Annotated in this window: 21 protein-coding genes and 1 pseudogene; 8 read left to right on the forward strand and 14 right to left on the reverse strand. The window is 55.7% G+C overall.

From position 1 onward, the window contains the following. Positions 1-104: 104 nt before the first annotated feature. Positions 105-1046 (reverse strand): asparaginase, encoded by a 942-nt coding sequence (locus CRO08_RS12870; RefSeq protein ID WP_097036522.1) that lies wholly within the window; start codon positions 1044-1046, stop codon positions 105-107. Further along, positions 1046-2008 (reverse strand): hypothetical protein, encoded by a 963-nt coding sequence (locus CRO08_RS12875; RefSeq protein WP_141398370.1) that lies wholly within the window; start codon positions 2006-2008, stop codon positions 1046-1048. The genes CRO08_RS12870 and CRO08_RS12875 overlap by 1 nt, the downstream gene beginning before the upstream one ends. A gap of 82 nt (positions 2009-2090) precedes the next feature. On the opposite strand from CRO08_RS12875, the gene CRO08_RS12880 reads away from it, so the two are divergent. The 5 genes from CRO08_RS12880 (at position 2091) to fliB (ending at position 7418) form a co-directional block, all read left to right on the forward strand. After that, the gene (locus CRO08_RS12880) at positions 2091-2912 is read left to right on the forward strand and encodes a TIGR02147 family protein (RefSeq protein ID WP_097036524.1); all 822 of its coding nucleotides are present in this window, start codon (positions 2091-2093) and stop codon (positions 2910-2912) included. A 5-nt stretch (positions 2913-2917) separates the two neighbouring features. Continuing rightward, positions 2918-4465 (forward strand): DUF2341 domain-containing protein, encoded by a 1548-nt coding sequence (locus tag CRO08_RS12885; RefSeq protein WP_097036525.1) that lies wholly within the window; start codon positions 2918-2920, stop codon positions 4463-4465. Positions 4466-4691: 226 nt separating this feature from the next. Beyond that, positions 4692-5459 carry a prohibitin family protein gene (locus CRO08_RS12890; RefSeq protein ID WP_097036526.1) on the forward strand — a complete coding sequence of 256 codons (768 nt, stop codon included), beginning with the start codon at positions 4692-4694 and terminating at the stop codon, positions 5457-5459. Between the two features lie 41 nt (positions 5460-5500). Beyond that, positions 5501-6256 (forward strand): fibrobacter succinogenes major paralogous domain-containing protein, encoded by a 756-nt coding sequence (locus CRO08_RS12895; RefSeq protein ID WP_097036527.1) that lies wholly within the window; start codon positions 5501-5503, stop codon positions 6254-6256. 67 nt (positions 6257-6323) lie between these two features. Next, the gene (fliB, locus tag CRO08_RS12900; RefSeq protein WP_097036528.1) at positions 6324-7418 is read left to right on the forward strand and encodes a flagellin lysine-N-methylase; all 1095 of its coding nucleotides are present in this window, start codon (positions 6324-6326) and stop codon (positions 7416-7418) included. Here fliB and CRO08_RS12905 read toward each other — a convergent pair. The 3 genes from CRO08_RS12905 to thiL all read right to left on the reverse strand — a co-directional run bounded on the left by CRO08_RS12905 (position 7415) and on the right by thiL (position 11910). Next, on the reverse strand, positions 7415-8833 hold the full coding sequence (locus CRO08_RS12905) for an MATE family efflux transporter (protein ID WP_097036529.1): 1419 nt from the start codon (positions 8831-8833) through the stop codon (positions 7415-7417). The genes fliB and CRO08_RS12905 overlap by 4 nt on opposite strands. Positions 8834-8995: 162 nt before the next feature. Then, entirely contained in the window at positions 8996-10930 is a 1935-nt protein-coding gene (locus CRO08_RS12910; protein ID WP_255252377.1) for a GspE/PulE family protein, read from the reverse strand. Further along, positions 10927-11910: a thiamine-phosphate kinase gene (gene thiL, locus CRO08_RS12915; RefSeq protein ID WP_097036530.1), complete on the reverse strand. Its 984-nt coding sequence runs from the start codon at positions 11908-11910 to the stop codon at positions 10927-10929. The genes CRO08_RS12910 and thiL overlap by 4 nt, the downstream gene beginning before the upstream one ends. Before the next feature lie 153 nt (positions 11911-12063). On the opposite strand from thiL, the gene CRO08_RS12920 reads away from it, so the two are divergent. Further along, the gene (locus CRO08_RS12920; protein WP_097036531.1) at positions 12064-12486 is read left to right on the forward strand and encodes a hypothetical protein; all 423 of its coding nucleotides are present in this window, start codon (positions 12064-12066) and stop codon (positions 12484-12486) included. Positions 12487-12549: 63 nt separating this feature from the next. Beyond that, complete coding sequence (locus CRO08_RS12925) at positions 12550-13527, forward strand: hypothetical protein (protein WP_097036532.1); 978 nt, start codon at positions 12550-12552, stop codon at positions 13525-13527. Between the two features lie 86 nt (positions 13528-13613). Here CRO08_RS12925 and CRO08_RS12930 read toward each other — a convergent pair whose 3' ends face one another. The 3 genes from CRO08_RS12930 to efp form a co-directional block, all read right to left on the reverse strand. Further along, complete coding sequence (locus CRO08_RS12930; protein ID WP_097036533.1) at positions 13614-15194, reverse strand: carbohydrate-binding protein; 1581 nt, start codon at positions 15192-15194, stop codon at positions 13614-13616. A 100-nt stretch (positions 15195-15294) separates the two neighbouring features. After that, on the reverse strand, positions 15295-16068 hold the full coding sequence (locus CRO08_RS12935) for a fibrobacter succinogenes major paralogous domain-containing protein (RefSeq protein WP_255252378.1): 774 nt from the start codon (positions 16066-16068) through the stop codon (positions 15295-15297). Between the two features lie 390 nt (positions 16069-16458). Further along, complete coding sequence (gene efp, locus CRO08_RS12940; RefSeq protein ID WP_088636920.1) at positions 16459-17043, reverse strand: elongation factor P; 585 nt, start codon at positions 17041-17043, stop codon at positions 16459-16461. 41 nt (positions 17044-17084) lie between these two features. Here efp and CRO08_RS12945 point away from each other — a divergent pair, with 41 nt between their 5' ends. Next, on the forward strand, positions 17085-18059 hold the full coding sequence (locus tag CRO08_RS12945; protein ID WP_097036535.1) for a KamA family radical SAM protein: 975 nt from the start codon (positions 17085-17087) through the stop codon (positions 18057-18059). Between the two features lie 99 nt (positions 18060-18158). Here the strand turns inward: CRO08_RS12945 and CRO08_RS12950 are convergent, their stop codons facing one another. From CRO08_RS12950 to rpsT, 6 genes and pseudogenes are all read right to left on the reverse strand, one after another. Next, the gene (locus CRO08_RS12950) at positions 18159-19610 is read right to left on the reverse strand and encodes a BamA/TamA family outer membrane protein (protein ID WP_176495158.1); all 1452 of its coding nucleotides are present in this window, start codon (positions 19608-19610) and stop codon (positions 18159-18161) included. An 8-nt stretch (positions 19611-19618) separates the two neighbouring features. Continuing rightward, positions 19619-22492 (reverse strand): hypothetical protein, encoded by a 2874-nt coding sequence (locus CRO08_RS12955; protein WP_097036537.1) that lies wholly within the window; start codon positions 22490-22492, stop codon positions 19619-19621. 4 nt (positions 22493-22496) lie between these two features. Continuing rightward, the gene (locus CRO08_RS12960; RefSeq protein WP_097036538.1) at positions 22497-23006 is read right to left on the reverse strand and encodes a hypothetical protein; all 510 of its coding nucleotides are present in this window, start codon (positions 23004-23006) and stop codon (positions 22497-22499) included. A gap of 11 nt (positions 23007-23017) precedes the next feature. Continuing rightward, entirely contained in the window at positions 23018-23434 is a 417-nt protein-coding gene (locus tag CRO08_RS12965) for a roadblock/LC7 domain-containing protein (RefSeq protein WP_072808144.1), read from the reverse strand. A 379-nt stretch (positions 23435-23813) separates the two neighbouring features. Then, positions 23814-24401 (reverse strand): annotated as a pseudogene (locus CRO08_RS17645) (ATP/GTP-binding protein); the annotation flags it as partial. A 199-nt stretch (positions 24402-24600) separates the two neighbouring features. After that, the gene (gene rpsT, locus CRO08_RS12975; protein ID WP_072808151.1) at positions 24601-24861 is read right to left on the reverse strand and encodes a 30S ribosomal protein S20; all 261 of its coding nucleotides are present in this window, start codon (positions 24859-24861) and stop codon (positions 24601-24603) included. Positions 24862-24967: the final 106 nt, after the last annotated feature.

Raw genomic sequence — 24967 nt, forward strand, 5'->3', positions numbered from 1 at the left:
TCGCGGGATTGGCAAGGAGATCCCCACCTTGGTGGCCACGCGCACTAAACAACAAGTTGTTAAGTGCTGTCCGCCCGCCTTCGCGGGGATGACAAAGAAATTTCTCAAACAAAGAACTTCTGGATGACCGCATTCTTGTGCGTCACCGTGAGGGCCAGCCGCAAGAGCACCGCCGCCTTCTGCGGCGGGAGCGTCCCTGCGCAGATGCATCCGGGAGCAAGACGTTCGTTGAGCGTCACTACCCCATGATGCGTGCGGCTCGCAATCACGACAGGAATATCAATCTCCCTGAGGGCTTCTGCCCAGGAGAGGCTGAACTCGCCCGAGCCCGCACCCGCAACCACGAGCCCGTCGGAAACGCATGCGGCATACTTGAGCACCTTCGGGTTCGCATCTACGTTAAAGTACACGATATTCACCTGCGGGAGGCATTCCTGACAAGAGATGTCAAAGAAGTTCCTTTCGGCAGGGGCGTTCAGGACTGCGCCAAATCCCGGAGCATCCACCCCCATGGCGTTCAGCGCGCTCGCGCTGCACTTCTGCACGCCACGCGCATCGAAGAGTTCCCCCGCAAAATAGACCCACACCTTGTTCGCGGGCTTGTCGTCATCGACGGCGAAACCCACCGCCACGCGCACCGCCCCGAGCAGGTTCGAGGGCCCGTCCGGGTTCTTCGCCGTCGCGGGCTTCATCGAGCCCGTAAAGATTACCGCCTTCTCGCACCTCACAGTAAGGCTCACGAAGTACGCGGTCTCGTCCATCGTGTCTGTCCCGTGGGTAACGACAATCCCGTCTACGGTGTCATCTTCCTGCAGTTCAGCAATGCGCCGGGAAAGCGCAATCCATATTTTGTCTGTAATATCGTCGGAATTCACGTTACAGACCTGCTCGGCAACCACGTCGGCATATTCCGCAAGTTCCGGAACCGAGGCCACCAGCGCCTCGCCCGAAATCTGGCCCGACACGTAGCCCGAATCCTTGCCCGCCTCGCCCACGCCGGCAATCGTGCCGCCCGTGGCAAGTACCACAATACGTTTTTTCGCCATCACCTTACCTCGTCGAGCAACTGCGCAGCCGTTACCCCGTAAAACTTCTGGAGAGCCTCTTCGTCGCCCATCTTGTGCATGCTCTGGATAAAGTCCCTGAAATACACGAAACTCGCATTGCGTGCAAGCAGGCGTTCCACCATGCGCTGCGAATACCAGTACAGCCGTTCCGCATTGTCGCTCCGGCTTTCCTTCACGAAGGGCGCCGTCAGCGCATCGAGTGTCGGCGCCGCCCCTTCCGGCCTCGGGAGCGCGGTTCGCGAGGCATCGACTACCTGCGCAATGCCCTCGTTTACCCAGAAAGGCACGTGGCTGCGCGTCATCGCCCGAATAAAGGCGTGCGTGAGTTCGTGGAAAAGTACCGGCCTGTAGAGCTCGCGGTACTGCATCATTCCCACGGGAATGCGGAGTTTCCCGTCGAATATCGCCCCCACCCACTCGGGTCGCGGGCCCATTCCCTGATACTCGCTCGACCTGTACAGCACCAGGTGCATCTTGTTTTCGGGCCTAAAGTCAAACAGGTGGCAAAGCGAATCGTAGGCGACCTCGAGCACCGCGAGAGCCTCCATCACGTCGATCTTCGAGAGATTCCCCTCGAACTCCACGCGAAAATGCATGGATCGTTCAATTCCGAGTTCGGCCATTTCCTTCAGGAGCGCCCCTGACTTTTCGTGCAAGAACTTGAGATCTTCGCTTGTGTACCCGAGGCTTTCCACATACGCACGGCAATCCTCGTAACGCTCCTGCTCGTAAAGGATGCCCGCCAGGTGCAGCTGCAGGTTCCTGTCATCCGGAGTCTCGGCAAGCAGGGCGCGAACGCCCTTTTCGGCACAGTTCCAGTCCGCCATTTCCAGACATCCTGTGACCTCCGTCACAAGCGCCTCGTGCCTGTCGAAAGCCTCTTTTTCGCCCTTTTTGACCAAAAAGACCTTTACCGCAAAAGCCGCAACAAGTATTGACAAAAAGGTAACGATATAATTCTTCATAACTGGGAATCCGCTCATATCAAATTATATATTTTTTTACAAATACGGGGCAAGAACAATGCCAACTATATACGATTATACAGACTACCGCGACGCCATTCGGGACTTCTACCTCGAAAAGAAGAAGAGTAACAGCAAGTACTCCTATAGCGTGCTCGGGCTTGCCATTGGCTTGAACGCAAGCCATGTGTTCTGCGTCGTGGAAAAGAAGCGGAACCTGCCCGTCCGTTGCGTCCCCGCCATCAAGAAGCTCCTCGGCCTCACGGGCCGCGCCGCGCAGTACTTTGACCTGCTGCTCGCCGCCACCCGCACCAAGTCCGAAAAGACCCGCGAAGAAATCCTCGCGAAGGCAAGCCTGCTGCGCGACGTGAAGAAGCACTACCTGCAAGAGAAGGAACAGAAGTACCTCAGCGACTGGTGGACCCCCGTCATTCGCGCCCTTATCGAAGTAAACCAGGGCAGAATCAACGCCCAGGAAATCGCCGAGACTCTCGAGCCCAACATCGGCGTCGAGAGCGTACAGGAAAGCATAGACCTCCTAAACGAACTGGGTTTCATCCAGCCGCTCGGAAACGGGCTCGTGAAGCTTGCCGACGCCCATATCAACATTTCGGGCGAGGAACGCGCCCAGGCCATCCGGAAATTCCAGGCAAATGTGATGCAAATCGGCGCCCGTTCCTTGAACGCGATACCCCCTGCGGACAGAGATATTTCTACACTTACAATGGCAGTTGACCAAAAGGGATTTGAAGATATCAAGAATATGATCCAGGAATTCCGGAAGGAAGTGCAGGTACGGGTAGACAAGTGCGGTAAGCCGACACGCGTCCTGCAGATGAACCTTGCATTATTCCCGGTCGCATTCAACAAGAAGAAATAGTAACCATGAACGCCTTGTATAAAACACTTGTACTTGCTCCGTTCGCGTTGTTCTGTGCGTGCACCAATTCCGGTACCGCCGGCAGCACCACCGAAACGGAAAACGCCATCGCACGCGGTGACGGTACGGTTACTATTCGCCTGAACGATGCCGCCAGGGCTGCATACAGGGTTCTCCCCAACAGTTTTGTCGCCGATACGGCCGGGACCCCCGTCCCCGACAGCGCCTATACCTACATGGGCGAAACAGACTCCGCCGGGAGCATCCTTATCAAGGACCACCTCGAAGGCTCGTTCACCATAGAGATTGAAAAAGGCGATTCCGCCATTGCGTTCCAGTACACGCTGAGCAAGGAAAACAAGGAATTCGCCGTCAAGAGTGCGAAACTTACCGCAAGGGGCGCCGTAATGGGAGCCGTTTCCGTTCCTGAAAATGCTCCGCACGCCTGGGTGCATGTGCCGGGTGTCGGCAGGGTCGTCAAGACCGACACGCTCGGGAACTTCCTCATTGAAGGCCTCCCCACGGGCAAGCTCTCGATTGTCTCCTGGAACGTGCAGACGCAAGACACGATTGCGGAAACCTCCGTCGAGGTTCCGGCGAAGGACACCCTCGACCTGGGGCATATCCTCGCCCCGGGCGAAACAATCAACAAGCAGTCCATGTCCGTGAAGGCAAGCGGAATCATTTCCAGCTGGATGAAGCCGGTGAGCATACCCTCCGTGATGACCCTCAGGCTCGATTCCAGCAATTTCGACTTTGCAAGCGCGAAGGGCGACGGGAGCGACGTGCACCTGCTAGACAAGGACGGCAACGAAGTGCCGATGCAGGTTGACTTCTGGGATTCCACTCGCCAGAGCGCGGCTATTTTCGTGCGGCTCGAAACCCAGAAGGATACATCTGCCACATGGACTCTGGAATGGGGCGACCCGTATGCCAAGCCTCAGGAACAGGTGGATGTCTGGAAATCCGTTAGCGACTCGCTCAAGTACGCCCTCAATTCCGTGGAATTTTTCAACTTCGACAGCAAGGCTATCGTAAACGACCTGCCCTCCCCGCTCAAGAAGTACGACTGGTACGTGCAGTTGCATACGGTCGACACGCTTTCTGACTCGGTGACGGTCAAGACCCTCACCCCCGCAAGTTTCTTGCAGGCCGATACCAAGGGGCGTCCGGGAACGGTAGCACATATCGAGTACACTGCCGACTATCCAGACTACATCGTGTTCGGGACCCGCGTTGCACAACACACGCACGACTGGGGCCGCATGGATTCGCTGGTCGTATGGCTCCGTGGGGATGGCGACTACGAGATTATTCTCGAGAACCTTATCGACAGCCTGAACTACAAGGCATCGCACAAGGGCAAGTTGAGCAGCAGTTGGGAACGCATCACGCTCAAGCCCAAGGATTTCGACTATGTCCAGCGCGATTACCACGGATGGGAAGCGGCCCGCGACAAGATAACGCACTTCACGATTTTCGCCTACAATGGCTCGGAAATCTGGATTGACAACGTGCGCGCCTACGGGATAAACGTCGACGAATTCAAGTAAGATTCGCGGCTTTTTACTACAAATAAGTTAACAAAATACAGACAAAAACCGCATCTTTGCGAGCATTTAGTGCGTATCCAGCGCGATTCCAGCGTGCATTTTCGGCAATCCGCCGATTTCAAGCCCGCATTCACCCCGATTTCAAAAAAATCCACCCACATTTTTGCACAAAGAATTATATTATGCAGAGAAATTCAAAAGAGTTACACTCAAAAGGATTTTGATAATGAAAAAGATTTTCCTCACTATGGCAACAGCCCTCGTCTTTTTCGGCTGCGCACAGATTGACGAAACGGAACGCGGCGTCGTTCTCCAGTTCGGCAAGTACAGCGAGACGTTCGAGCCCGGCCTCAACTTCTACAACGTTATTACCAAGGAAGTCGTCCGCATCCCGGTCAGCACGCAGCTCGAAACCGTCAAAATTGAATCCGGTTCGAAGGACCTGCAAACCGTCTACGTAGGCACGAACGTGAACTACCACGTTGACCCGCTGAACGTCGACAAGATTTACTCCAAGTACGGCACACGCTACGTATCTACCGTGCTCCAGCCCAAGATCAAGGAAACCATCACGGGCATCACGCCGCAGTACGTTCCCGAAGAAATGCTCCAGAAGCGCGAAGAAATCCGCAGCCGCATGGAATCGGCACTCAAGGCAAAACTCGATTCCGCGGGCGCACATATCGTGATCGACGGCTTCACCATCACCGAATTCCAGTTCAGTCGCGCATTCAACGAGGCCATCGAGGCCAAGCAGGTACAGGAGCAGGAAGCCCTCAAGGAAAAGAACATCAAGATCAAGATGGACTACCAGAACGAGCAGCGCGTCGCGAAGGCCAAGGCGGACTCCGCCGTCATCGCGCTCCAGATGGAAGCCCTCAAGAAGCAGAACGGCAAGGAATACCTGATGCTCAAGTGGATTGAGAAATGGGACGGCAAGCTCCCGCAGGTAAACGGGAACGATAAAGTCATCCCGATGATCAACATGCAATAAAAAAAGGTTATATTTACATACAACTTGCACCAGGAGTCCATATGAATACATCGTTTGTCGTTTTTGTAGTCCTCGCCATAGTCATTGTCGCTATCTCGGCTTACCGTCTAGGCATCAGGGTCAGCAGGGCCGCAAAACAGGAAGCCCCCGAGGCCCAGAACAAGATTCCGTACGAAAAGTGCGTCGAGAAAAACACGAAGGCGTTCAAGTACGGCACCTTCACCGATGCCCGCGATGGCGAGACCTACCGCACCATAAAGATTGGCGGCCAGACCTGGATGGCAGAGAACCTGCGTTTCAAGACCGAGGGAACATTCGCCCCGAACGACGAGGAATCCAACGTGAAGCAGTTCGGCCGCCTCTACACATGGACAACCGCGCTCGATATTCCGGCGAAATACACCGAGGAATCTACGGGCAACGACAGCGAACTGCACAGCAAAATCAAGGACAAGGACTTCCAGGGAATCGCACCGGAAGGTTGGCACATCCCGAGCAACCAGGAATGGGAACAACTCCTTGCCAATATCGACCCCAAATCGGACGGCAGCGAGTTCCGCAGCGCATGCTCTTGGCAAAAACCGGGCAAGGATACCTTCGGGTTCTTCGCCCTGCCGGCAGGCTACCGCTTCAACAACGGCACGTACCACCACTTCGGCAGGCGAGCACGCTTCTGGAGCAAGGACGAATACGGCAAGGCGAACGCCTTCCGCCTGAGCATCACGAACAACTCCATCGACATCGAGGGAGTATACCGGTCCGACGCAGTTTCCATCCGGTGCGTAAAGAACGCCTAACGCAACAATCCATAGCGAGGCCCCGAGCCCCGCTATTTTTTTACCCTCTTCGCCAGGAACTCTCAAGATGATTCTGCGGAAGCCTGATTTCTACGACACTTTCAAGTGCATCGCCTCGCAGTGTACCGACACATGCTGCGTCGGCTGGGAAATCGATGTGGACAGGAACTCGCAGGAGGTTTACAACAAAGTAGCAGGGACGTTTGGCGAGAAGTTGCGTGCGAACATCGAGGACGGGCATTTCAAGCTGCTCCCCCACGACCGCTGCCCGTTCCTTACCGGCGTGAACCTCTGTGAAATCTACACGAACCTGGGAGAGGGCGCGTTGTGCGACATCTGTCGCGAGCACCCGCGATTCGTGGAGGTCTACGGCAACGTTATGGAGCGGGGGCTCGGCCTCTGCTGCGAAGAGGCAACGCGCCTGCTGCTTGCGGGTAACGGCCCGCTTGCATTCGTGAACGAGGAATGCGACGAGCCCGAAGACGAACTGAGCGAAGATGACAGCGAGATATGCAACGAGGTGCTGTACGAGCGGGAATACATTTTCAGGACTCTTGCCGATTTCGACAAGCCTTTTGGCAACCGGCTATACGACGCCTTCGGGTACACGGGCGACAAGCCATCCGCCCCGCTGAACGATGCCCGCGGACTATATGAATTGCTCGCCAAGACGGAAAGTTTTGGCCCTGCATGGGACGAAGCGCTCGCCCGCATCAAGGCGCGCGTAGATGCAGCGGGCGCAATTCAAGATGCCGCGCAGTCTAAAACAGCCTCGGGTGTTAAAAATATTGTGGGTGTTGAAAACGCCGCAGGGCTCCAGGACGAGGGCTACTTCTCGGAAACAGAAAGTGCACGCCTCCTCGCCTACCTCGTGTACCGTCACTACGCCAAATGCCTCTTTGAGGGGCGCGAAGATGGCAAGCGCAACTTCGCCCTGTTCTTCTGGAACGCAGTTCGGTTCTTTACCCGCGAACTTGCGGACATCCCGGCATCCGAAACAAACAAAGCATCAGAAATAAACGGCATCGCAGAATTAAACAGCGCCGCGCACGAAAAACAGACCGCACAGCGCGTAAAAATCAACGCTATCAAGATTCTCTCCCGGCAGCTGGAATACTCCGAGGAGAACATGGAAATTATCGAAAAAGAACTGGATGGCTAGTTGCCCTTTTCCAGCACGTGCCTGCGCCACTTGCCGCTTTTCCACCGCATCCAGAAAATTATCGGTGCAGTCCCGTACACGGCAACGACGGCAATCCATGCGTAATGCGCCGGCAGGTGGAACACGTATGCGACAACGTACAATGCACCCGCAACACACCAGTTCATTATGGCGCAAGTGAACATCACCCACACCGTATCGCCCGCGCCGCGCAACGCCCCCGCATACACCACAAGCAGCACTTCCACGAATATGTAGACAGTCGCAATCCGCAGCATGAATATGCTCATGGGCCGCGCCGCATCGAAAACCGCAATCGCTTCCGCAGTCGCCTCGGCCACATCGGGCTTGAAGATATCCGTCAATACGCCCGGCAAGAACACGAAGAAAATCCCCATGATAAGCGAGTAGCCCCACCCAAGCTTAAGCCCCGAATAAGTGGAGCGGCTTGCGGCAGCGCCATCCCTTGCCCCCACGTAACGCCCCACAAGGCTAGTAGACGCAATTTCCAATCCCATCAGGGGCACGTACGCCACCATGTCCCAGTTGAACATCACCGAAGATGCCGTCGCCGCCTCGGACCCGAGGGCATGGAACATGAGGATAAGCATCTGGAAGGCGGCCATGTTCAGGAACATCTCGACGCCCGAGGGGATTCCCTTCTTCAACAACTCGCGGGTAAGCGGTGCACTAAACGCAAACGACTTGCGGGAACCGAACCGAGCGTCACAATCGCGCCCGAAGAACTTCACGAACAAGATGACAGTCGATACCAGGTTCCCGATGAGCGTCCCGTACGCGGCACCCGCGACACCCAGCGCGGGGATTGGCCCTAGGCCGTATATCAGCACAAAGTTGCAGGCAACGTTCACGATCATGCCCACGAAGGCAGCCTTCATCACAATCTTGGTCTCGCCGATGCCGCTAAAGAAGCAGGGAGCCGCGTTCCTTACCAGGTTTATGACCCCGCCGAACATCAGGATGTTGAAATATGTCTTCTGGTATTCCAGCTGGTCCGTAGGCAAATTTTCGAGACCGAAAACGAAATGGCCCAAGGGAATCGTCAGGTACAAAATCGGCACGCTCACAAGCGAAACATACAGCGCCTGCATAAAGACCTTTGCGCAATCCCCATGCCGCCTTGCCCCCAGTCGCTGCGCCACCATCGCGGTCGTGTAGCTGATGGCGCCGGTAAAGAACGTCGTGAGAGCAAGCTGTACAGCGCCAGCACCGAGCGCGGCATTCATCTCGGCGGGGCCGAGCTTCGAAAGAAACAGGCGGTCGATAAACGTCATGATGGTATCGAAAGACATTGACAGAAGCATCGGGAGCGCCACGACGAGCACATCCTTCACGTCGCCGTTCTTCTTGAATTTTGACGGCCTGTAGAACCTGTTCAATATTGCATCGACCATATTGGGCGGCAAATATAGAAAAAAAGACAAGGGAGGGCATCAGCCCTCCCTAAGACCCTCCCGACACTTAATAATCCGCGACATTCTTGTCACTAGATTATGGTCCTGCGGATTATTTGCGTGGGCACCTTACGGTGCCCTGTACTTCAACAGAATTATTTATCAATCATCCGGTGCAGATGCGCCCACGGCCTGTTCGAGCGTGGTAAGGCCCTGCAACGCCTTGTTGATACCGTCCATACGCAGCGTAATCATGTCGCATTCCTTCATGGCGCAACGCTTGATTTCGTCACCGGAGGCGCGCTTGATAACCAGGTTACGCACGGATTCGTTCGGCACGAGGAACTCGTAGATACCGCAACGGCCCTTGTAGCCCGAACCATCGCACTTGTCGCAGCCCTTGCCGTGATAGAACTGCATATCGGGAGACAGGTGCAGTTCTTCGCGCAGGGAGTCGGAAATTTCCACCGGCTCCTTGCAGTACTTACAGATGCGGCGCACAAGACGCTGGGCCAAGATGCCCTTGATGGCAGTAGAAACAAGGAACGGTTCCAGGCCCATTTCCAGCAAGCGCGGGAACGAACCGGCAGCATCGTTTGTATGCAACGTACTGAAGACCAAGTGACCCGTCAATGCAGCTTCGATAGCCATGGACGATGTCTCCTGGTCACGCATTTCACCGATCATGATAACATCCGGGTCCTGACGGAGCAGGGCGCGAATGCCCGCCGCGAAGGTAAAGCCCGCGGCGTTGTTAATTTGTCCTTGGTTAACGCCATCGATATTCAATTCCACCGGGTCTTCCATGGTAGAAATGTTAATCGTGGAATCAAGAATCTCGCGAATGGAAGCGTAAAGCGTAGTAGACTTACCGGAACCCGTCGGGCCGGTCACGAGCACAATGCCGTTAGGAGCGTTAATCGCATCGATAAACTGCTTGAACACGCGCGGGTCAAAGCCCATGTCCTTCAGCGGGAACTGACCCGAGTTCGGGTCCAAGATACGCATAACAATCTTTTCGCAAACACCGCGCTTACGCAGCGAAATCGGGAACGAGCTCACACGAAGGTCAACTTCCGAGCCCTTGTAGCGCACGGTAAAGCGTCCGTCCAACGGGCGGCGCTTTTCTGCAATGTCCATCTTGGAAAGGAGCTTGATACGCGAAAGAATCTGCGGCATCAGTCGCGCCGGAATCGGGGCCATCACCTGCAGGTCACCGTCAATGCGGTAACGCAGCTTGAGGAAGGTTTCCTGCGGTTCCAGGTGAATATCGGATGCGTGGCGCGCAATCGCTTCGTGGATAAGCGTCGTCACAATCTTCACGACCGCGCGGCCTTCCTCGTCGGTCAGTTCCGGTTCGTCGTTGCCGCCCTGACCGCGTTCCACGGTCTCAAGTTCTTCGCCATCCTTGCTTTCGCTGATAAGTTCGGCAAGCGATTCCTCTTGCGGGCCGTGCCCCGCAAACACTCGTTCAATGGTCTTCTGCACGTCGACTTCGGATGCCATCACGACATCCACTTCCATCTTGACCTTGAACTTCACAATCTGGATGACGCGCATGTTCGTGGGGTCGGTCATCGCAAGCGTCAAGGCCTCGCGGACTGCCTTGCGGTCGTCATCGTTCTTCGAAACGAACAGCGGTACAATCTTGTACTGCTTGCACATGTCCTCGGGCAGGTACGTGTAGGCGTCCGGGTCGATATTGAAGTTCTCGAGCTTCACGTACGGGACTTCGAACTGCCTCGAGAGAATCTCGACAAGCCTCTCTTCGGGCATGTAGCCCAGTTCCACGAGCGTGCGTCCCAGGCGCTTGCCCGTAGTCTTCTGCGTTTCGAGAGCCTTCTCCAGCTGTTCGGGCTTGATGTAGCCCTGCGCAAGGAGCATCTCGCCGATACGCATCTTGGTCGTGGACTGCATCTGCACGCCAAGGATGCTCGTGAGCGTATCTTCCGACACCATGCCCAAGCGCACAAGGATTCGCGCGAGGGGAATGCCGGTACGCTTGTGTTCGGATGTAGCGTGAGCCAGCTGGTCTTCGTCGAGCACGCGCTGACGGAGCAACAACTCACCGAGGTTCATTTTCACGTTACTAATCATAAATGTGACCAAGCCTGTGCTTTAACAATCGAAACCTTCCCGTCCAAGCCCCGCATGCGGACTTCCGTACCTTCTACGACAGTCCCAATCCTGTAGGCTCCGCCCGGGAGGGCCCCTTTTTCAAGAAATATATCATTTTTGAAAGATTCGGTGAACAGGAGTTCGTACTCTTCGCCACCATTTAACGCAAAATCAAGAGGGTCAAGGCCATAGCGCTCTGCCATTCGCAAGACTTCGGGGTCTACCGGCAACTTTTCGCAGTCAATCTCGATACCCACGTGCGACGCTCCTGCCAGGTGGTTCAGTTCCGAGGAAAGCCCGTCGCTTATGTCCATGCAGGCACCCGAGACGCCAAGTTCCACAAGGCGTGCCCCGCAGCATTCGTCTATTACGGGAGCGAGGTGATAATTTACCAGCGTCGGGAACTCATCGCGCGCTTCCGGGTGGTTCAGCAGTAACCAGAGCCCCGCGCCCGACTTGCCGAGGGTGCCTGCGACATACACGCCATCACCCGGTTTGGCGCCCGAGCGCACCAGAGGCTTTCCACCCGCACATGTTCCTAACAACGTTGTACTGAACATACCGCATTCACCCGCAACCGTATCACCGCCAATCAGCGCTATTCCACGCCTAGCGAAACCTTCGGCAAGGGCCTTGCCCACGCGGGTACGCACCTCATCGTTCCAGCCCCTGTTCACGCAGAGCCCGCAAACGGCAAACCTGGGCACGCCCCCCATCGAAGAAATGTCCGACACGTTAGAAACGATATGCTTCTCCACCGCCTGCTCAGTGCTCGACCAGTCCATGCGGAAATGCGTCCCTTCCACGGAAAGGTCCTTCGTCACGAGCCAGCCGTCGAACATGGCGCAGTCATCGCCCACGGGGAGCCACCCCCGCTTTTCGGGTGCAATTTCACCCATCGGGAGCGACTTTTTTAGCACGGAATCGATAAACTTGAACTCACCCAAATCAACAGACATACCGCAAATTTAAATAAGTCTTGGAACCGCGCAAAAAACATCTTGGCGACAAACGGTGGATAAGTTGGCAATATTCGTGGGGTAAAAAATAAATTTTGAAAATACCCCTAAAAATCTATCCACAATCCGCAATAAATACCTATCTTTTAGGCCATGGGACACATCTTCTTCATATCGCCGTCCGCCCCCGGCAGTCTCGACAAGATGAGCCAGTGGACTCTCCGCTGGCTGCTCGAGAACGACATGGCGGAAGACTGCACGATGTACACCTGCAATTCCGTGGAAGAAGCCACCGGAATCCTCGAAACAGCGCTCATCGTCGGCGAATCCCCGTCCCTCATCATCTTCGACCATGCCGACCGCCCCACTGACGTGAACATCGCGTTCAGCAAGACGCTCCACAGCAGCATCCCCGAATCGTGGATTGTGGAGATTGTCCCGGATTCCATGCCCATCCAGAAGAGCGATGACAGCAGCCTCTACTGGGTACGCAGGCCGCTCGACGAGGACGAATGGCGCGAGACCCTCGAGCAGGTGCTCCGCAAGACCCCCACGCCGCAGTGGGCGAATGATTAATGTGACGTGTGAAGTGTGAAATGAATTATTTCACACTTTATTTTTAAATACTAAATTCTACACATGATTAAAGGTGTAAGCTACTTTGGCGTGCGCGCGCCCAAGCATGTTTTGGCCGACATGGCCGACATCAAAGCGGCAGGCTACAACGCGGTACTCCACACGTGGAGCGAGGAAGACCAGCAGTATTACTACGGCACGATGAAGGATATCGTGGACGGGAGCGCCGGAATGGGCCTCAAGGTCTACGTGAACCCGTGGGGCGTGGGCCGCGTGTTTGGCGGCGAGGCGTATTCGGAACTCACCGCACGTAACCACGACTTGTGCCAGGTGGCGCTCGACGGCAAGCCCAAGGTAGCAGCCTGCCCGAACCATCCGGAATTCCGCGCCTACATGCACAAGTGGATTGAAACCGTATGCGCGACGAAGCTCGACACGATTTTCTGGGACGAGCCGCACTTCTATTTCGAGAAAGGTGGGCTACAGAACTGGAGCTGCAGGTGTGAAAAGTGCCGGGCGCTGTTCAAGGCGCGTTTCGGGTATGAGATGCCCGCAGAACTCACCGACGATGTGAAGAAATTCCGCGAGGACAGCCTGATTGATTTTCTGAAGGAAATGACCGAGGACGTGCATGCCCGAGGCAAGCGTAACTGCGTTTGCATGCTCCCGCCGTGGTTCCCCGCGGGGCTCGACGACTGGGGCCGCGTCGCGAGGCTCGAAAGCGTCGACGAGGTGGCCAGCGACCCGTACTGGGAACGCGGCGCAAGCGAGGAATGGGTGCGCGAGAAATATGCTGAAACCGCCAAGAAGCTCACGGATGTCGCGGCCCGCTACGGGAAGGCCGTACAGATGTGGGTGAAGGCTTACCAAATCGAGGCGGGCCGCGAGAACGACCTCGCCATCGCAGTTTCCGAGAGTCGCGCCGCAGGTATCGACAACATCTTCGCGTGGAGTTACCGCGGCACCGAGACGCTCACCTGGCTAAAAAGCGACAACCCGGATGAAGTCGCCCGGGTGTTCAGAACGGCCGTGTCATCCTGAGCAAGATGCCGCTACGCATCGCGTCGATATACGAAACTAGCCAACTTGTTGACTTAGTTGAGTTAGGTTCGAAGGAGCAGGATCTATTACTTCATCACTCGAATCGTCGTGGAGCCTGCGCGGGATTTTGCGATGAACGTGCCGCCGGTTTTCACGAGGGTTTTCGCGCTGGCGCGGAGTTCCTGCAATCCAGAGGCTCGCACCTTTCCCAAATAGTTGCCGTTCATGTCGAAGATGCGGTAGCTTTCGGTTCCGGACGCATGCGATAGCGCGGGCTTTACAAAGTCCGTACAGTTTGCAAAACATACAATTTCGTCTTCTCCGAACACAAAGTAATCCACGTCCATCCAGGAACCTGTCACCGTGAAGCGCAATATGTGTTCGCCCGCAGGGAGGTTCACTGTCGCCCGCACCTTGTTGTAGTCGTCGTAGTTGTCCTCGCCTTCGTTTTTCGGGACAGAGATTACTTCCGTGATGTTCTTGCCGTCAAGCGACATCTGGAAGCCTGAAGTCTCGTTTGCGGATGCGACCGACGCGTAGAAGGAATATTCGCCCGCTTCCTTCACGTTCACGCTATATTCGAGCCATTCGCCTTCCTGGTTGTAGCCCACGATGTAGCCCGTCGCCTTCTTGTAAATGTCGACGCCCGTACCTTCGCGGTAATTGCTGCCGCCGTGGTCTTCGGAATCGTTTTCCTTGAAGGAGTCGTTGCCCGAGCCGACGCCCGGAATGTCGAAGTCTTCGGCTTCGATCTTGCCCGGAATTTCAAACGACTTACCCTTGAAAGGCTTTTGCGGTTCGGGAACCACCGGAGCGCGGTTGACCGCCTTGAGCATCTGCGCCGCATAGCGCTTGCCAAATGTCACATAGGCATCGTGACCGAAGTGGTAGCGGTCCACGCCGTTGCCGTCAAGGCCTTCGGAAGAAGCGTAGTAGGTATTGTCCATCGTGTTCGGGAGTTTCGACACGCGGTCGGAATAGCAGCAGCCCGAACGCAGAAGTTCGCCCGCCACGAACGGCACCGTATCGGAACTCATGTCGAGCGCCTTGAGGATATCGTCGCGGGTCTTCTTCACGATTTTCGGCCAGTCCGGATAGCCGCCGTCCGTTTCGCCCTGATGGAAGATGAAACCCTTGATGACGCCCACCTGTTGCGCCTTCTTCGCGATATCGATAATCGTCTTCGTCACGTTGCCGTCGCTCGCGTATTCCTTCGCGTAATTCTGGAGCCAGCTTTCGGCAGTCGAGAGGTACGTTGCGTACTGGTCCTGGTCGAAGAGCTTGATGCTCGCGCCGCCCACCGCGACCGGGATAATCCCGATAGTCACGTCGGGCATGCTGTCGGCCATCGTGCGCCCGAACCAGTCGGCAATGGAGATCGTGTTGCCGCAGTTGAAGAGCGATGGCACCGCCGGATAGACCTCGCCGATGGTGTTGCGGCCCTTGCCACTGCACTTTTGCGAGGCGAAAATCTTGAAACGCGGGTTTTCGGCCTTATCGGCGCTCTGGGCATCGGCAGTGCCGCCCATGTTGGACTGGCCATACGCGATATAAATGTGGAAATTCGGGTCCGGAGCAGCGCCTGCAGGCGCGGAACCGAACGCAGCGAAGCCCGCGGCAAAGCACGCCACGGACGTAAACCGAGTGAGTTGTTTAAACATTCCCATACATACTCCTTTCAAACAACATTCTAAATCTACCCTCTAAAACGCGAAAAAGGCGCCCGAAGCGCCCTTATTCCATAGACAGATTGTCAATGGGGAGATTTTAGTCCTGGAGGCAACGAACTGAATACCCGTTGCCCTCGTTGCTGTAGTCCAGGAGCGCACCGTCGTAGCCGTAGTACAAGTTCATGTGGTACGCGCGGTTGCTATTGAACTCCGTAGAACTCCAGAAGAACGCGTTGTCGCCCTCGTGGCTGTAATTCCCATTGCTGTTCCTGTTGCCAGCAGGCAACGCCGAAAACGAGAAGGCATCCGTGCCGTTCCCACTATTATACCACCCAGATGTGGACTTGAGTTTTGTTCCGGCGACCGATGAACCGCCCACCGCCGTGAACAGGGTGCTCCATTCTGTTGTGTCAGGCAGATGCCAGCCTTCGGGACAAACGCCGCGAACCAAGGTCGCTGAGCCCATCGAAGCGACGTTACAAGTCACGCCTTCGCCGCAGCCCTTGCCGTTCGCGCTCCATGTACCAACGCTGTCCATGGCCGCAGCCCACGTGTAGAGGCGACCGAATTTCTCGCAATATTCGACAGAATCGTTGTAGCAGAAACTTTTATCCGTTTCAAAGTTCAGGTTCTCCGCCATCCATACCTGGTCGCCGATCTTTACAGTCTTGTAGGTCTGACCGTCGCGGTCATCCTTAAAGCAGTTTTCGTCAGTTTCAACTTTGCACGGCCCACTTCCATATACAGAACCCGATGACTTCGCCGAGCTACTGCTCAACGAAGACCCGTCCGAAGGACGAGCCGCAAAATCGCTGTCGTCGTCACCGCAGGCAACAAGAACAAAAAGCAGGCAAGAGATTGCCACGGTCACTATGTTCCCTCGCAATGACACTCTAAGCATATTTCCTCCAAATTATGGTCCGCCAAATAATAGAATTTTTTCCTTTCTGGCGGTGAAATCGAGTTTTTTTTATCATTTTCACCGCCATTTTGTTAGTTTATCTACACTATTTCTCTCGTTTTTGGTCAACAAAGGCAACATGTGGCGGTGTTTTTCGTTATTTTCACCCAATTTCACCGCCAACAGAGGCATCAATCAGCGTCTATCGCTCCATTTTTATACATACAAAATAATTTTCGGCGGTGAAAACAGCAATTTTTCTTCCATTTCACCGCCACTTTTGCATTTTCAAGCATTCTAGCAATAAAAAAAAGACCCCCGAACGAGTCGGGGGCGACAAAACGATGGACGACAGCCCTATTACTTCGCGCGTTCGAGGTAAGAACCGTCGCGGGTGTCCACGCGGATCTTGGTGTTGTTCTCGATGAACAGCGGAATCATCACCTTGGCGCCGGTTTCGAGGATGGCTTCGCGCATCACGTTACCGCTGGTGTTGCCCTGCACTGCCGGAGGAGCTTCCACAATCATCAGGTCGACGAAGGTCGGCGGGATGACTTCGATGGGAAGCGTAGAACCGCTCTTCGGGTCCTTCCACCACGTGACTTCGACGGTAGCGCCGTCAAGCAGCCACACTTCGCAGCCGTTGAGGGCTTCCTTGGCGATTTCCATAGTTTCCTGAGTGGTATTGTCTAGGAAGTACCAGGTAGAACCGTCGTTGTAGAGGTAGGTCATTTCGGTGTAGGTCACGTCGGCTTCTTCGACAGTGTCGCCGCTCTTCCAAGTACGTTCGAGAGTACGGCCAGTCACCAGGTTCTTGATGCGAACGCGGTTGAAGGCCTGGCCCTTGCCCGGCTTCACGAACTGGTTCTCGATGATTTCGTACGGCTGACCATCAACCATGATTTTTAACTTCTTGCGGAATTCGTTGGTGCTTACAGTACCCATATTATCCTCTTGTTGATTTTGATGCTAAATTTAGCAATATAATGGACGACGCCACAAAAGTTTTCACGCAAATTAACGATTTTTTGGAATATCTGGGCCCGGAATGCGCGGCAGCCGTCGCAAATGCGGCCCCGCACGGCAAACTAGACTTAAGCCCCAAGTTTCCCTTCGTATGTTCGAGGCACTATGCCGACCTAATCAGGAAGGCCACTGAGCCCGAAGCACTTTTACGCGAAATCTTGCCGCATATTGCCGAGCGTGAAAATGTCGCCGGATTCGTGGACGACCCGGTAGGCGACCTGCCCGCGGGCAAGGCGGACTGCGTCATCCAGAAATACGACCGGAGGGCGTTGATTGTCTCGACCGCCACCTGCGGTGCGCGTTGCCGGTTCTGTTTCCGCAAGAACTACCCCTTCCAGAACATACCCGATGTGGCACGGCAGGTGAGCGACTGGCTCGACACGCACAGCGACATATGGGAAGTCATCCTCTCAGGAGGCGACCCGCTCATGTTGGGCCCCGGAGAATTCCGCGACCTGGTGGAGGCGATTGCCATGCACGGCTCGGTTACCATACTGCGCATCCACACGCGGCTCCCCATAATGCGGCCCGATGTGGCGATGCAGCACTTCGAACTGCTACGCGAACTGCCCGCGCGCTTTGACTGCGTGCTCGTGGCACACGTGGACCATCCGGACGAACTCGACGAGGAATCGCAGATGGTTTTCGGGCAGCTGAAGTACTCCGGCTGGACGCTTTTAAACCAGAGTGTGCTTTTGAAGGGAATAAATGACAGCGCCGAGACTCTCGAGAAACTGAGCCGCAAGCTGTTCACGCAGGGCGTGCTCCCCTACTACCTGCACCAGCTGGACCATGCAAACGGCGTCGCGCATTTTGAAGTGAGCGACGAGAACGCACGTGCGCTTATTGAAGAAATCCGCAAGCGCCTGCCCGGCTACCTCGTGCCGAAGCTGGTGAGAGAAATTGCGGGTGAAAAGAGCAAGACGCCGGTTTAGACGATAGACGATAGAAAGCGTCGCAAGTAAGACGCCTGTGTAAAAGATGCTCGCCTTCGCGAGCATGACGAAAGAATGTGTCGCGAGCACGAATTTCATCTAGAACAGCGTCTTGACGCCGAAGCCGATGATACCGTCGAGGTAATCGCAGCCGTTGCGGAGCGCATAATACAGGTTCACGCTCCAGTTGTTGCGGTACTGCGTAAACCCGATGCCGTAACCCTGCTCGCGCGCCCAGCCGTGGCCAGGAGCGAGCCTGCGGTACAGTCCCGGCTGGTAGAACGCCTCGATGCTCAGGTCATAACCGTCCTGCCACAGGAGAGCAAATTCCGAAAGCCCGTAGGCGCGACTGCGGAGCATGCGGTACTGCATTCCCTTGAAATCGCCCGGGCCGCCAAGCGCAAACAGGTCGGTGCGCCGGAGCGTCGCCCCACTCGGGAAAATTCCGCCCGCCATGCCGGCAAAGCGCGCGATGAAGTTGCCGTACAGCGGGTAATACGCCATCACGTTCGCCTTCGCCGCGAGGTAGTTGTCGAGCGAATCGGGCCGGGCCATCTTCCATGTGGCAGAAGCATCCATTCGCCAACCACTGCGGGGCAAGACAAACCTGTCGAGCGACACGTAAGACATCTCAAAAGAAGTGTGCTTGTCGTCTTCGCTTATACCGAAGAACACGCCGATGCTGAAATCAAACCCGATATCCCGTGTGATGCCCGCCTCGCCCACGATAACCCTCTCAACCGTTTCCTGCGTGGCACCGGACGTGTCGGCGACATCGGCAATGTCGCCAGCATCGGCTGTACCGCCGTTCATGCCGTCTGCGGGTGCATCAAGCGTCTCTTCGTCAAAGTTCCCGCGCACCACTACATTCCAAGCGGTCCCCAGAATCCAGGGCTCCTTGTAGCTGCCCGAAAGGTGCCGCGTATTTTCGCCCGTAAAGCCTTCCAACTGCAGGTCGCGCGCCGTTCCGGCGATGTTGTACAGGTTCACATCCAGCTTGCCTTCCCACACGTTGTCTTCGCTGGAATAGGTCAGCACGCCTTCCGCTTCCGACACGTTCGCCTTCCGCATACTGAACACGGGTACAATCCTGTTTCTTGCGGGGTCGCGGAAGAGGCGCGTAGGAGCCGTGCGGTTGTAGTACCCGATGCGCGAAAGCCTGCGTTCGCTGCGTTCCAGGTCCGTGAGGGACACGGCCTCTCCCGCCTCGATGCCGGAAAGTTTCGCGAACACCTCGCGTTTTGTCCCGCTGGAATCGAGATTCTCGGGCGGCGCCCACACATAACCCGCACCCCGCTGGATTTCAATTTCCAGCACATTCCTTTCGCGCAATTCGCCCCGCACGCGAGCCGCGATAAATCCCTGGTCCTCGTAGTAGCGCGTAAGCTTGGCGGCGGCAGCCTTCCACGCGTCACAAGGCTGCCCGAGGGCGCCCTTCATCAGTGTCTCGTCAAAAGCGGTATGTTCGCCCTTCCATGCAATGCTGTCGACGGTACACGCGCCCTCGCCCTTCGCAAATGCGAAGGCCGCCAAGAGTAATATGTACAACATCCACCTCATCAAAACATCGCCCTCGCTTCCATCGAAAGTTTCTGGAAAATATTCTCTTCCGCATCACCGAAGCGCAAAACATAATGCAGTCCAAAAGAAATGTTCTGGTTCACCGACAGCTGCGCCGAAGCCTCAAGGCGGTTCGTCATGCCTGCGCTGTAGCCCGACATCATCTGGTACGGGATATTATCGTCGGTTTCTACCCGCACCGTCGAAAAACGCGCATATCCGTCGAACAACTTGGTTCTCGTATAGCCGAACCGCAGGCTCGCCTCCCAGAGATACGCGTCAAATTCATTGCCAGCAATTTCTTCACCGGAGCCGTAACGGTAGCGGCCACCGGGTTCAATACTGAATCCATCCAAGAAACTGAAACGGTAACGGCCGGCGACACTCTTGATATTCCATTCCAAGTCCTGCAACGCCTGCAGTTCCACGTTTTCCGTAAACGCTTCCACCCCCACGTAATGGTTATCGTTTATCCTGAATCCGCCCACAATTTCGTGATGGAAAACCGACTCGTAGTATTCGATAAACGAAAGCTTCTTGTCAAACGCAGCAGAAGGCTTGTACGCGAGCGTCGCTCCCGAAGGGTGCGCCCATTCCACATTGCCCGTCCACTGTATGGAACCCGAAGAAAAATCACTGAGCGTAGACGGCAATACCATCGGGAAGTAGATTATCTTGCCCGACGTATCCTCGGTAACCAAACTAAGCGTACCGCCAAGCTTTATATCGCGAAGGATTCCGTAATCAATGCCGAACGCACGACCGGGAGACCACTCGAGACTCGCGTTAAAACTCGCGTTCGAAGCAAGCACCGCCCCGATGGAATCGTTACGGCCCATGCCCTCGTACACGAAGTCGCCGTTATCCACGCCCTCGATAAACGCGCCCGTCAAACTGTCGTACCGCACATCGCCCGTGCCCTTCGCCACCGCCTTGTAAATCGCCGTGTAGGTCTGTTCCTCGGTAAAACCCAGCTTGTACGATACATTCCCGTGAATCGCGGTACGTTCGTTACCGAATCTGGCGTTCAAATCGCCCGCCCAGGCGTGTTCCTCGCCCGAAGCCTCCAGGTCGCGGTGCTCGTACTGCAAAAAGTGCGAAAGGTCAAAATCCTTGAAGTGCATTTCCGCCGACTGCGTCCACCTTATCTGCCTCAGGGAATCGACCCAGTCGTCGAAAGTTTCTTCTCCGGGCTCAAAGTAGGAATCACCGCCGTGGCTTATTTTCCATACTTCGACAACCTCGCGCACATTCCAGGAACTTGCGGCAAGCACGGTACCCACATTGCCCCGTAGCGAAAGTTCAGCATCGTCAAGCGATGCGCTATCACGTTCGGTATAGCGGATATCCGCCCCGACAAGGGGCTGCACCAGGCCGCGAATCCACTTCTCGGAGAACATGCCCTGGAAACGCCGGCGTTCCGCCTCCGTCTCGCTCTGCACATGCACGAGGGAAATTTCCCCTACGCGGTTTTCCTGCTTGTGTACCAGCGTTCCCTTTATGCGCGAGGAATTCCAGTTCATGTCATCGCCCTGGCGGTAGCCCCACGACAAGTTACCCGACCATTCCGGCCCCAAGCGGACACGCATCGCGAATTCATCGTGTCTGTAATTCCCGCGGGAAAGCAAGGAACTGTCCAGGTCCCACTCGTCCTTTAGCTTGTACGAACTCCAGTCGTCATCGCTCCCCTTGAATCCCGTAACATCAAAGCCATTCTCAACATAATTGCCATACACGGAAAAAGCCACCGGGAAGCGTTTCATCGCCGCAGAAGAATCCGTTGTCAAGAACCAGCGGAAGGCGCGGCCCTCGGGCCCACCGATGTTTTCCGAAACCGTATTGGAATCACGCCGCGACATGGCCAGTTCAAGGTCAATAAAATAGCGGTGCCTCCCCTGGAATCGCAATCTTGCTGCAGCCGCATCTACCTTCGACGGTCGGGATAGGCTCCCGAGCGAATCGTCACGCACAAAATCGCTTCCGTCGTCATGTTTCAGCTGCGCATAGTCTTCGTCGGTCCATACGCCCTTCTTTAAGCGGCTCACGTCATTTTCCAGGCGGAAACCCGATACGTCCAAATACAGATTCGGGTGCCGGAACTTACCCGTAGCCGCATACAGGTTCTCGATTTGGTCTTCATCGTAAGCATCGTACTCCACGCGGATTTCATCTTCGATACCGGGCATGCGGAGTCCCTTGAAATTCAGGAGGCCACCCGCATAGTTCACCTCGTAATCGGTACCCCTCTGCAACTTTTCGCCATTCAGCCATACGGTCTCGGAACCGGGAACCACCGAGATGTATTCACCGAACGCGCTAAGTGCATATCCTTCGCGCTGGCCGCTCACTCCGTTGAACGTGCGCACAATGCGGTTTGCCTCGCCCGTACCTGCCGCCGCCCGCACTTCAGACAAATTTGTCTTAAACCCAACCATTGCCCCCAGTGTACTCCGTTCTATCGACATGAGCCCCAGGTCAAAGTCAGTCCAGGTAAGGTCGCCCAGGTGTAGCATCCAGTGCCTCGAAGTGGCGCGGAAATACACCTGGTCCACTTCCTGCAGTGTCGCCGTGGTCTGGTCGCCCGCCTTGCGGTCCACGTCGCTGAGCAATGCGTCGATATACACGCTATCGCCCACATAGCCCATTATGGAAAGCTTGAGCATCTGGTCGACCTGCGTATCGCCGTCGCCCACCGTCACCTGCATGGTCTTGATTCCGTGCGTCTCCAGGTGTGACTGCGTACCCGCCGAATCCTGCGCAACAGGCTCAACGCCTCGCACGAGAATCTCGGGGTTCCACACCGGGAGAGAATCAATATCGAGAGCGAAGGCCTCTACCGCCACAAAGGCGCCCACAAGAAGCATTCGCCACATAAGGCTACCTATCGGATTCTATCCGGAATTGCTTGCTAGATAAAAGCCTACGCCCGGCAACCAGGTCAACGCTCCACTCTCCGGGCTTGAGCAGCTTGGGGGCGATTTCGGTATGGCACACGCTAAGGGTCGACTGCGACTGTCCGCGTGGATCCATACCCTTGCGGAGTTCCTCTGTTTTCAGGATGCAGGGCACCTTCTGGATGGTATCCGTGCCCCAGAACCAGATATGCAGGAGCGTATCGCCGGAATAGCTCACGGCGTTCGAGATCGTGGAGTAGAAATACAGGCGCGTGTTTTCCTCGAAGACGCTATCCACGCCGAAGGGAGTGCCGCGCACCACGTCACGGCACACGACGCTCTGCGCAGGGGAAAGTTCCGCTCCGTAGAAATTCTGGTACGAGGAGTCCTCCATCCAGAAGTTGACGAACCGGTGAACGAAAAAAGCAAAAAAGACAAGCGCCACGACGACGGTCGTCTTTCTCAAGTTGCGAAGTGGCGGAAGGCCTGCCACGGGAAGGGCTCCTACCTGAGTTTACTCGTGTTCTGCGTGAACGCGGGAACGGCATCCACAAGTTTTTCGACCAACAGGCGGTTGAAGTCGTCGATGCGGTTCGGGAGCCTGGAGCCCGGGAAGACCTGCACCAGCAGTAGCGCCTCGTCGACCGGGGAAATGTAGATGGAGCGGTTTTCGCCCGAATAGGATACGGACTGGAACGTTTCGCCGCCAAGCATAAGTCCGACCTGCTTTGCAGAGTCGAATGACGCGGTGCTAAGCACGGCAAGCGGAGTCGCATCGATACCGAGAGAGCCAACTTCGGCGATAATGGAACCGTCACGATGGCAGAGTACGATATAGTCAGCCTTGACGCTCGCCTGGTAAGCGAGCATGAGCCTGCGAACCTTACCTACGTCATCAGAATAAATCGTAAAATCACTCATTCAAACCTGCTACGATAGTCGTAAACTACTTCTTTTTCGGCACGTACGGGCGCAGTTCGATTTCGTCGTCCGACACCTCCGCATTGCCCTTGTCCACTACGCGGCCGAACGTCGGCATGCGCGGGGGTTGCGGCACGGCACGGGGCCTGCCAAACGGGGACGACACCGGTTTCTGGAACGGACTGCCACCGCTAGACGGCATTGCGCCGACAGGGGGCTTGGCTGCGAACGAGGGCATCTTGAACGGGGTCGCTGCCGCGGGAGCGGCGGGAGCGGCGGGCTGGGCCGGTGCCGCCTGCGATACGGAAACGCCTTCCTTGGTGAGGTTCACGTCGTGCACGCCCGTGTTGTTCACGCTTTCGGCCGCCTTGCGGAGGAACCCTTGCTTCACGTTGAACTTTTCAATCACGAGCATCGCGATAGTCTTAAGGGTCGTAACCACGCCCTTGCCGTTGTGGGCCGTAGCCGGGAAGAACGGCACGTTGCGCAGGTTGAGTTCCGCGTTCATCTCTTCGAGGGTGAACACGTTCTCCATATCGCGCTTGTTGTACTGGAGCACGAACGGCATATCGTCGAGGTCCATGCCGTAGTCCTGCAGGTTCTGCCGCAAGTTCTGGAGGCTCTCGAGGTTTTCGGCCTGGCGGGAGCGCTGCGAGTCAGCGACAAACACGATACCGTCTACACCGCGGAGCACGAGCTTACGCGTACTGTTGTAATAAACCTGGCCAGGGACCGTGTATAACTGGAAACGGGTCTTGAAGCCTTTAATATCACCAAGATTCAGCGGAAGGAAGTCAAAAAACAGCGTGCGGTCACCTTCCGTAGCGAGCGACACCATGTCCGTGCGCTTGTCCGAAGGCATCTTCTGGTGGATTACCTGCAAGTTCGTGGTCTTGCCACTAAGACCCGGTCCGTAATACACCACCTTACAACTGATTTCGCGTGTTGCAAAATTGATTGAAGACATTTCTAATCCTTGATACTTGTCCGTAATCTAGTAAATTATCAATCAATGATTTAGCGATATTGTCAAAAAGGGCGTTTTTTCGGAATTTTCGCCACTTTTGAGAAGTTCATCACATATTTATGCACATCTCAAAAAACACAAAACACCGGTGCAGGGGTATGCACCGGTATTAAACCGGACTAAGCCGTTTGCCTAACGATTAGGCGAAGCCGTTAACGAGCTTTGCGACCTTGGCCTTGTAGTTGGCGGCACGGTTCGCATTGAAGCCAGCGCGGCTCTTGTTGGCAGCAACGTCCAACAGACGGAAAAGCTTCGGCATTTCGGCAAGGGCGGCATCCTTAGAGGTAGCAGTACGGATGACCTTGAGGCTTGCGCGAATTTCTGCGCGGGCAGCACGGTTCATGGCATTGGCCTTTTCGGCCTGACGCAAACGCTTTTTGCAAGATTGATGTTGAGGCACCTTATATCTCCGGGTAAAACCTACTTAAAATTTTTTGTAGGGACAAAGATAGTAAAGAATGGGAATTTGTCAAGCCCCCAAATTGGGCGAATTTGCTAAATTTTAG

The organism is Fibrobacter sp. UWT3 (assembly GCF_900230125.1).
In the GTDB taxonomy this organism is placed as follows: Bacteria; Fibrobacterota; Fibrobacteria; order Fibrobacterales; family Fibrobacteraceae; genus Fibrobacter.

Coding starts and splice junctions, on each gene's coding strand:
- CRO08_RS12930 (WP_097036533.1), bottom strand. CDS start 15,194: ATGGGAATGTTTAAACAACTCACTCGGTTTACGTCCGTGGCGTGCTTT.
- CRO08_RS12870 (WP_097036522.1), bottom strand. CDS start 1,046: ATGGCGAAAAAACGTATTGTGGTACTTGCCACGGGCGGCACGATTGCC.
- CRO08_RS12880 (WP_097036524.1), top strand. CDS start 2,091: ATGCCAACTATATACGATTATACAGACTACCGCGACGCCATTCGGGAC.
- CRO08_RS12895 (WP_097036527.1), top strand. CDS start 5,501: ATGAATACATCGTTTGTCGTTTTTGTAGTCCTCGCCATAGTCATTGTC.
- CRO08_RS12905 (WP_097036529.1), bottom strand. CDS start 8,833: ATGGTCGATGCAATATTGAACAGGTTCTACAGGCCGTCAAAATTCAAG.
- CRO08_RS12945 (WP_097036535.1), top strand. CDS start 17,085: ATGGACGACGCCACAAAAGTTTTCACGCAAATTAACGATTTTTTGGAA.
- CRO08_RS12920 (WP_097036531.1), top strand. CDS start 12,064: ATGGGACACATCTTCTTCATATCGCCGTCCGCCCCCGGCAGTCTCGAC.
- CRO08_RS12965 (WP_072808144.1), bottom strand. CDS start 23,434: ATGAGTGATTTTACGATTTATTCTGATGACGTAGGTAAGGTTCGCAGG.
- CRO08_RS12890 (WP_097036526.1), top strand. CDS start 4,692: ATGAAAAAGATTTTCCTCACTATGGCAACAGCCCTCGTCTTTTTCGGC.
- CRO08_RS12885 (WP_097036525.1), top strand. CDS start 2,918: ATGAACGCCTTGTATAAAACACTTGTACTTGCTCCGTTCGCGTTGTTC.
- CRO08_RS12950 (WP_176495158.1), bottom strand. CDS start 19,610: ATGTTGTACATATTACTCTTGGCGGCCTTCGCATTTGCGAAGGGCGAG.
- thiL (WP_097036530.1), bottom strand. CDS start 11,910: ATGTCTGTTGATTTGGGTGAGTTCAAGTTTATCGATTCCGTGCTAAAA.
- CRO08_RS12910 (WP_255252377.1), bottom strand. CDS start 10,930: ATGATTAGTAACGTGAAAATGAACCTCGGTGAGTTGTTGCTCCGTCAG.
- CRO08_RS12955 (WP_097036537.1), bottom strand. CDS start 22,492: ATGTGGCGAATGCTTCTTGTGGGCGCCTTTGTGGCGGTAGAGGCCTTC.
- CRO08_RS12925 (WP_097036532.1), top strand. CDS start 12,550: ATGATTAAAGGTGTAAGCTACTTTGGCGTGCGCGCGCCCAAGCATGTT.
- fliB (WP_097036528.1), top strand. CDS start 6,324: ATGATTCTGCGGAAGCCTGATTTCTACGACACTTTCAAGTGCATCGCC.
- efp (WP_088636920.1), bottom strand. CDS start 17,043: ATGGGTACTGTAAGCACCAACGAATTCCGCAAGAAGTTAAAAATCATG.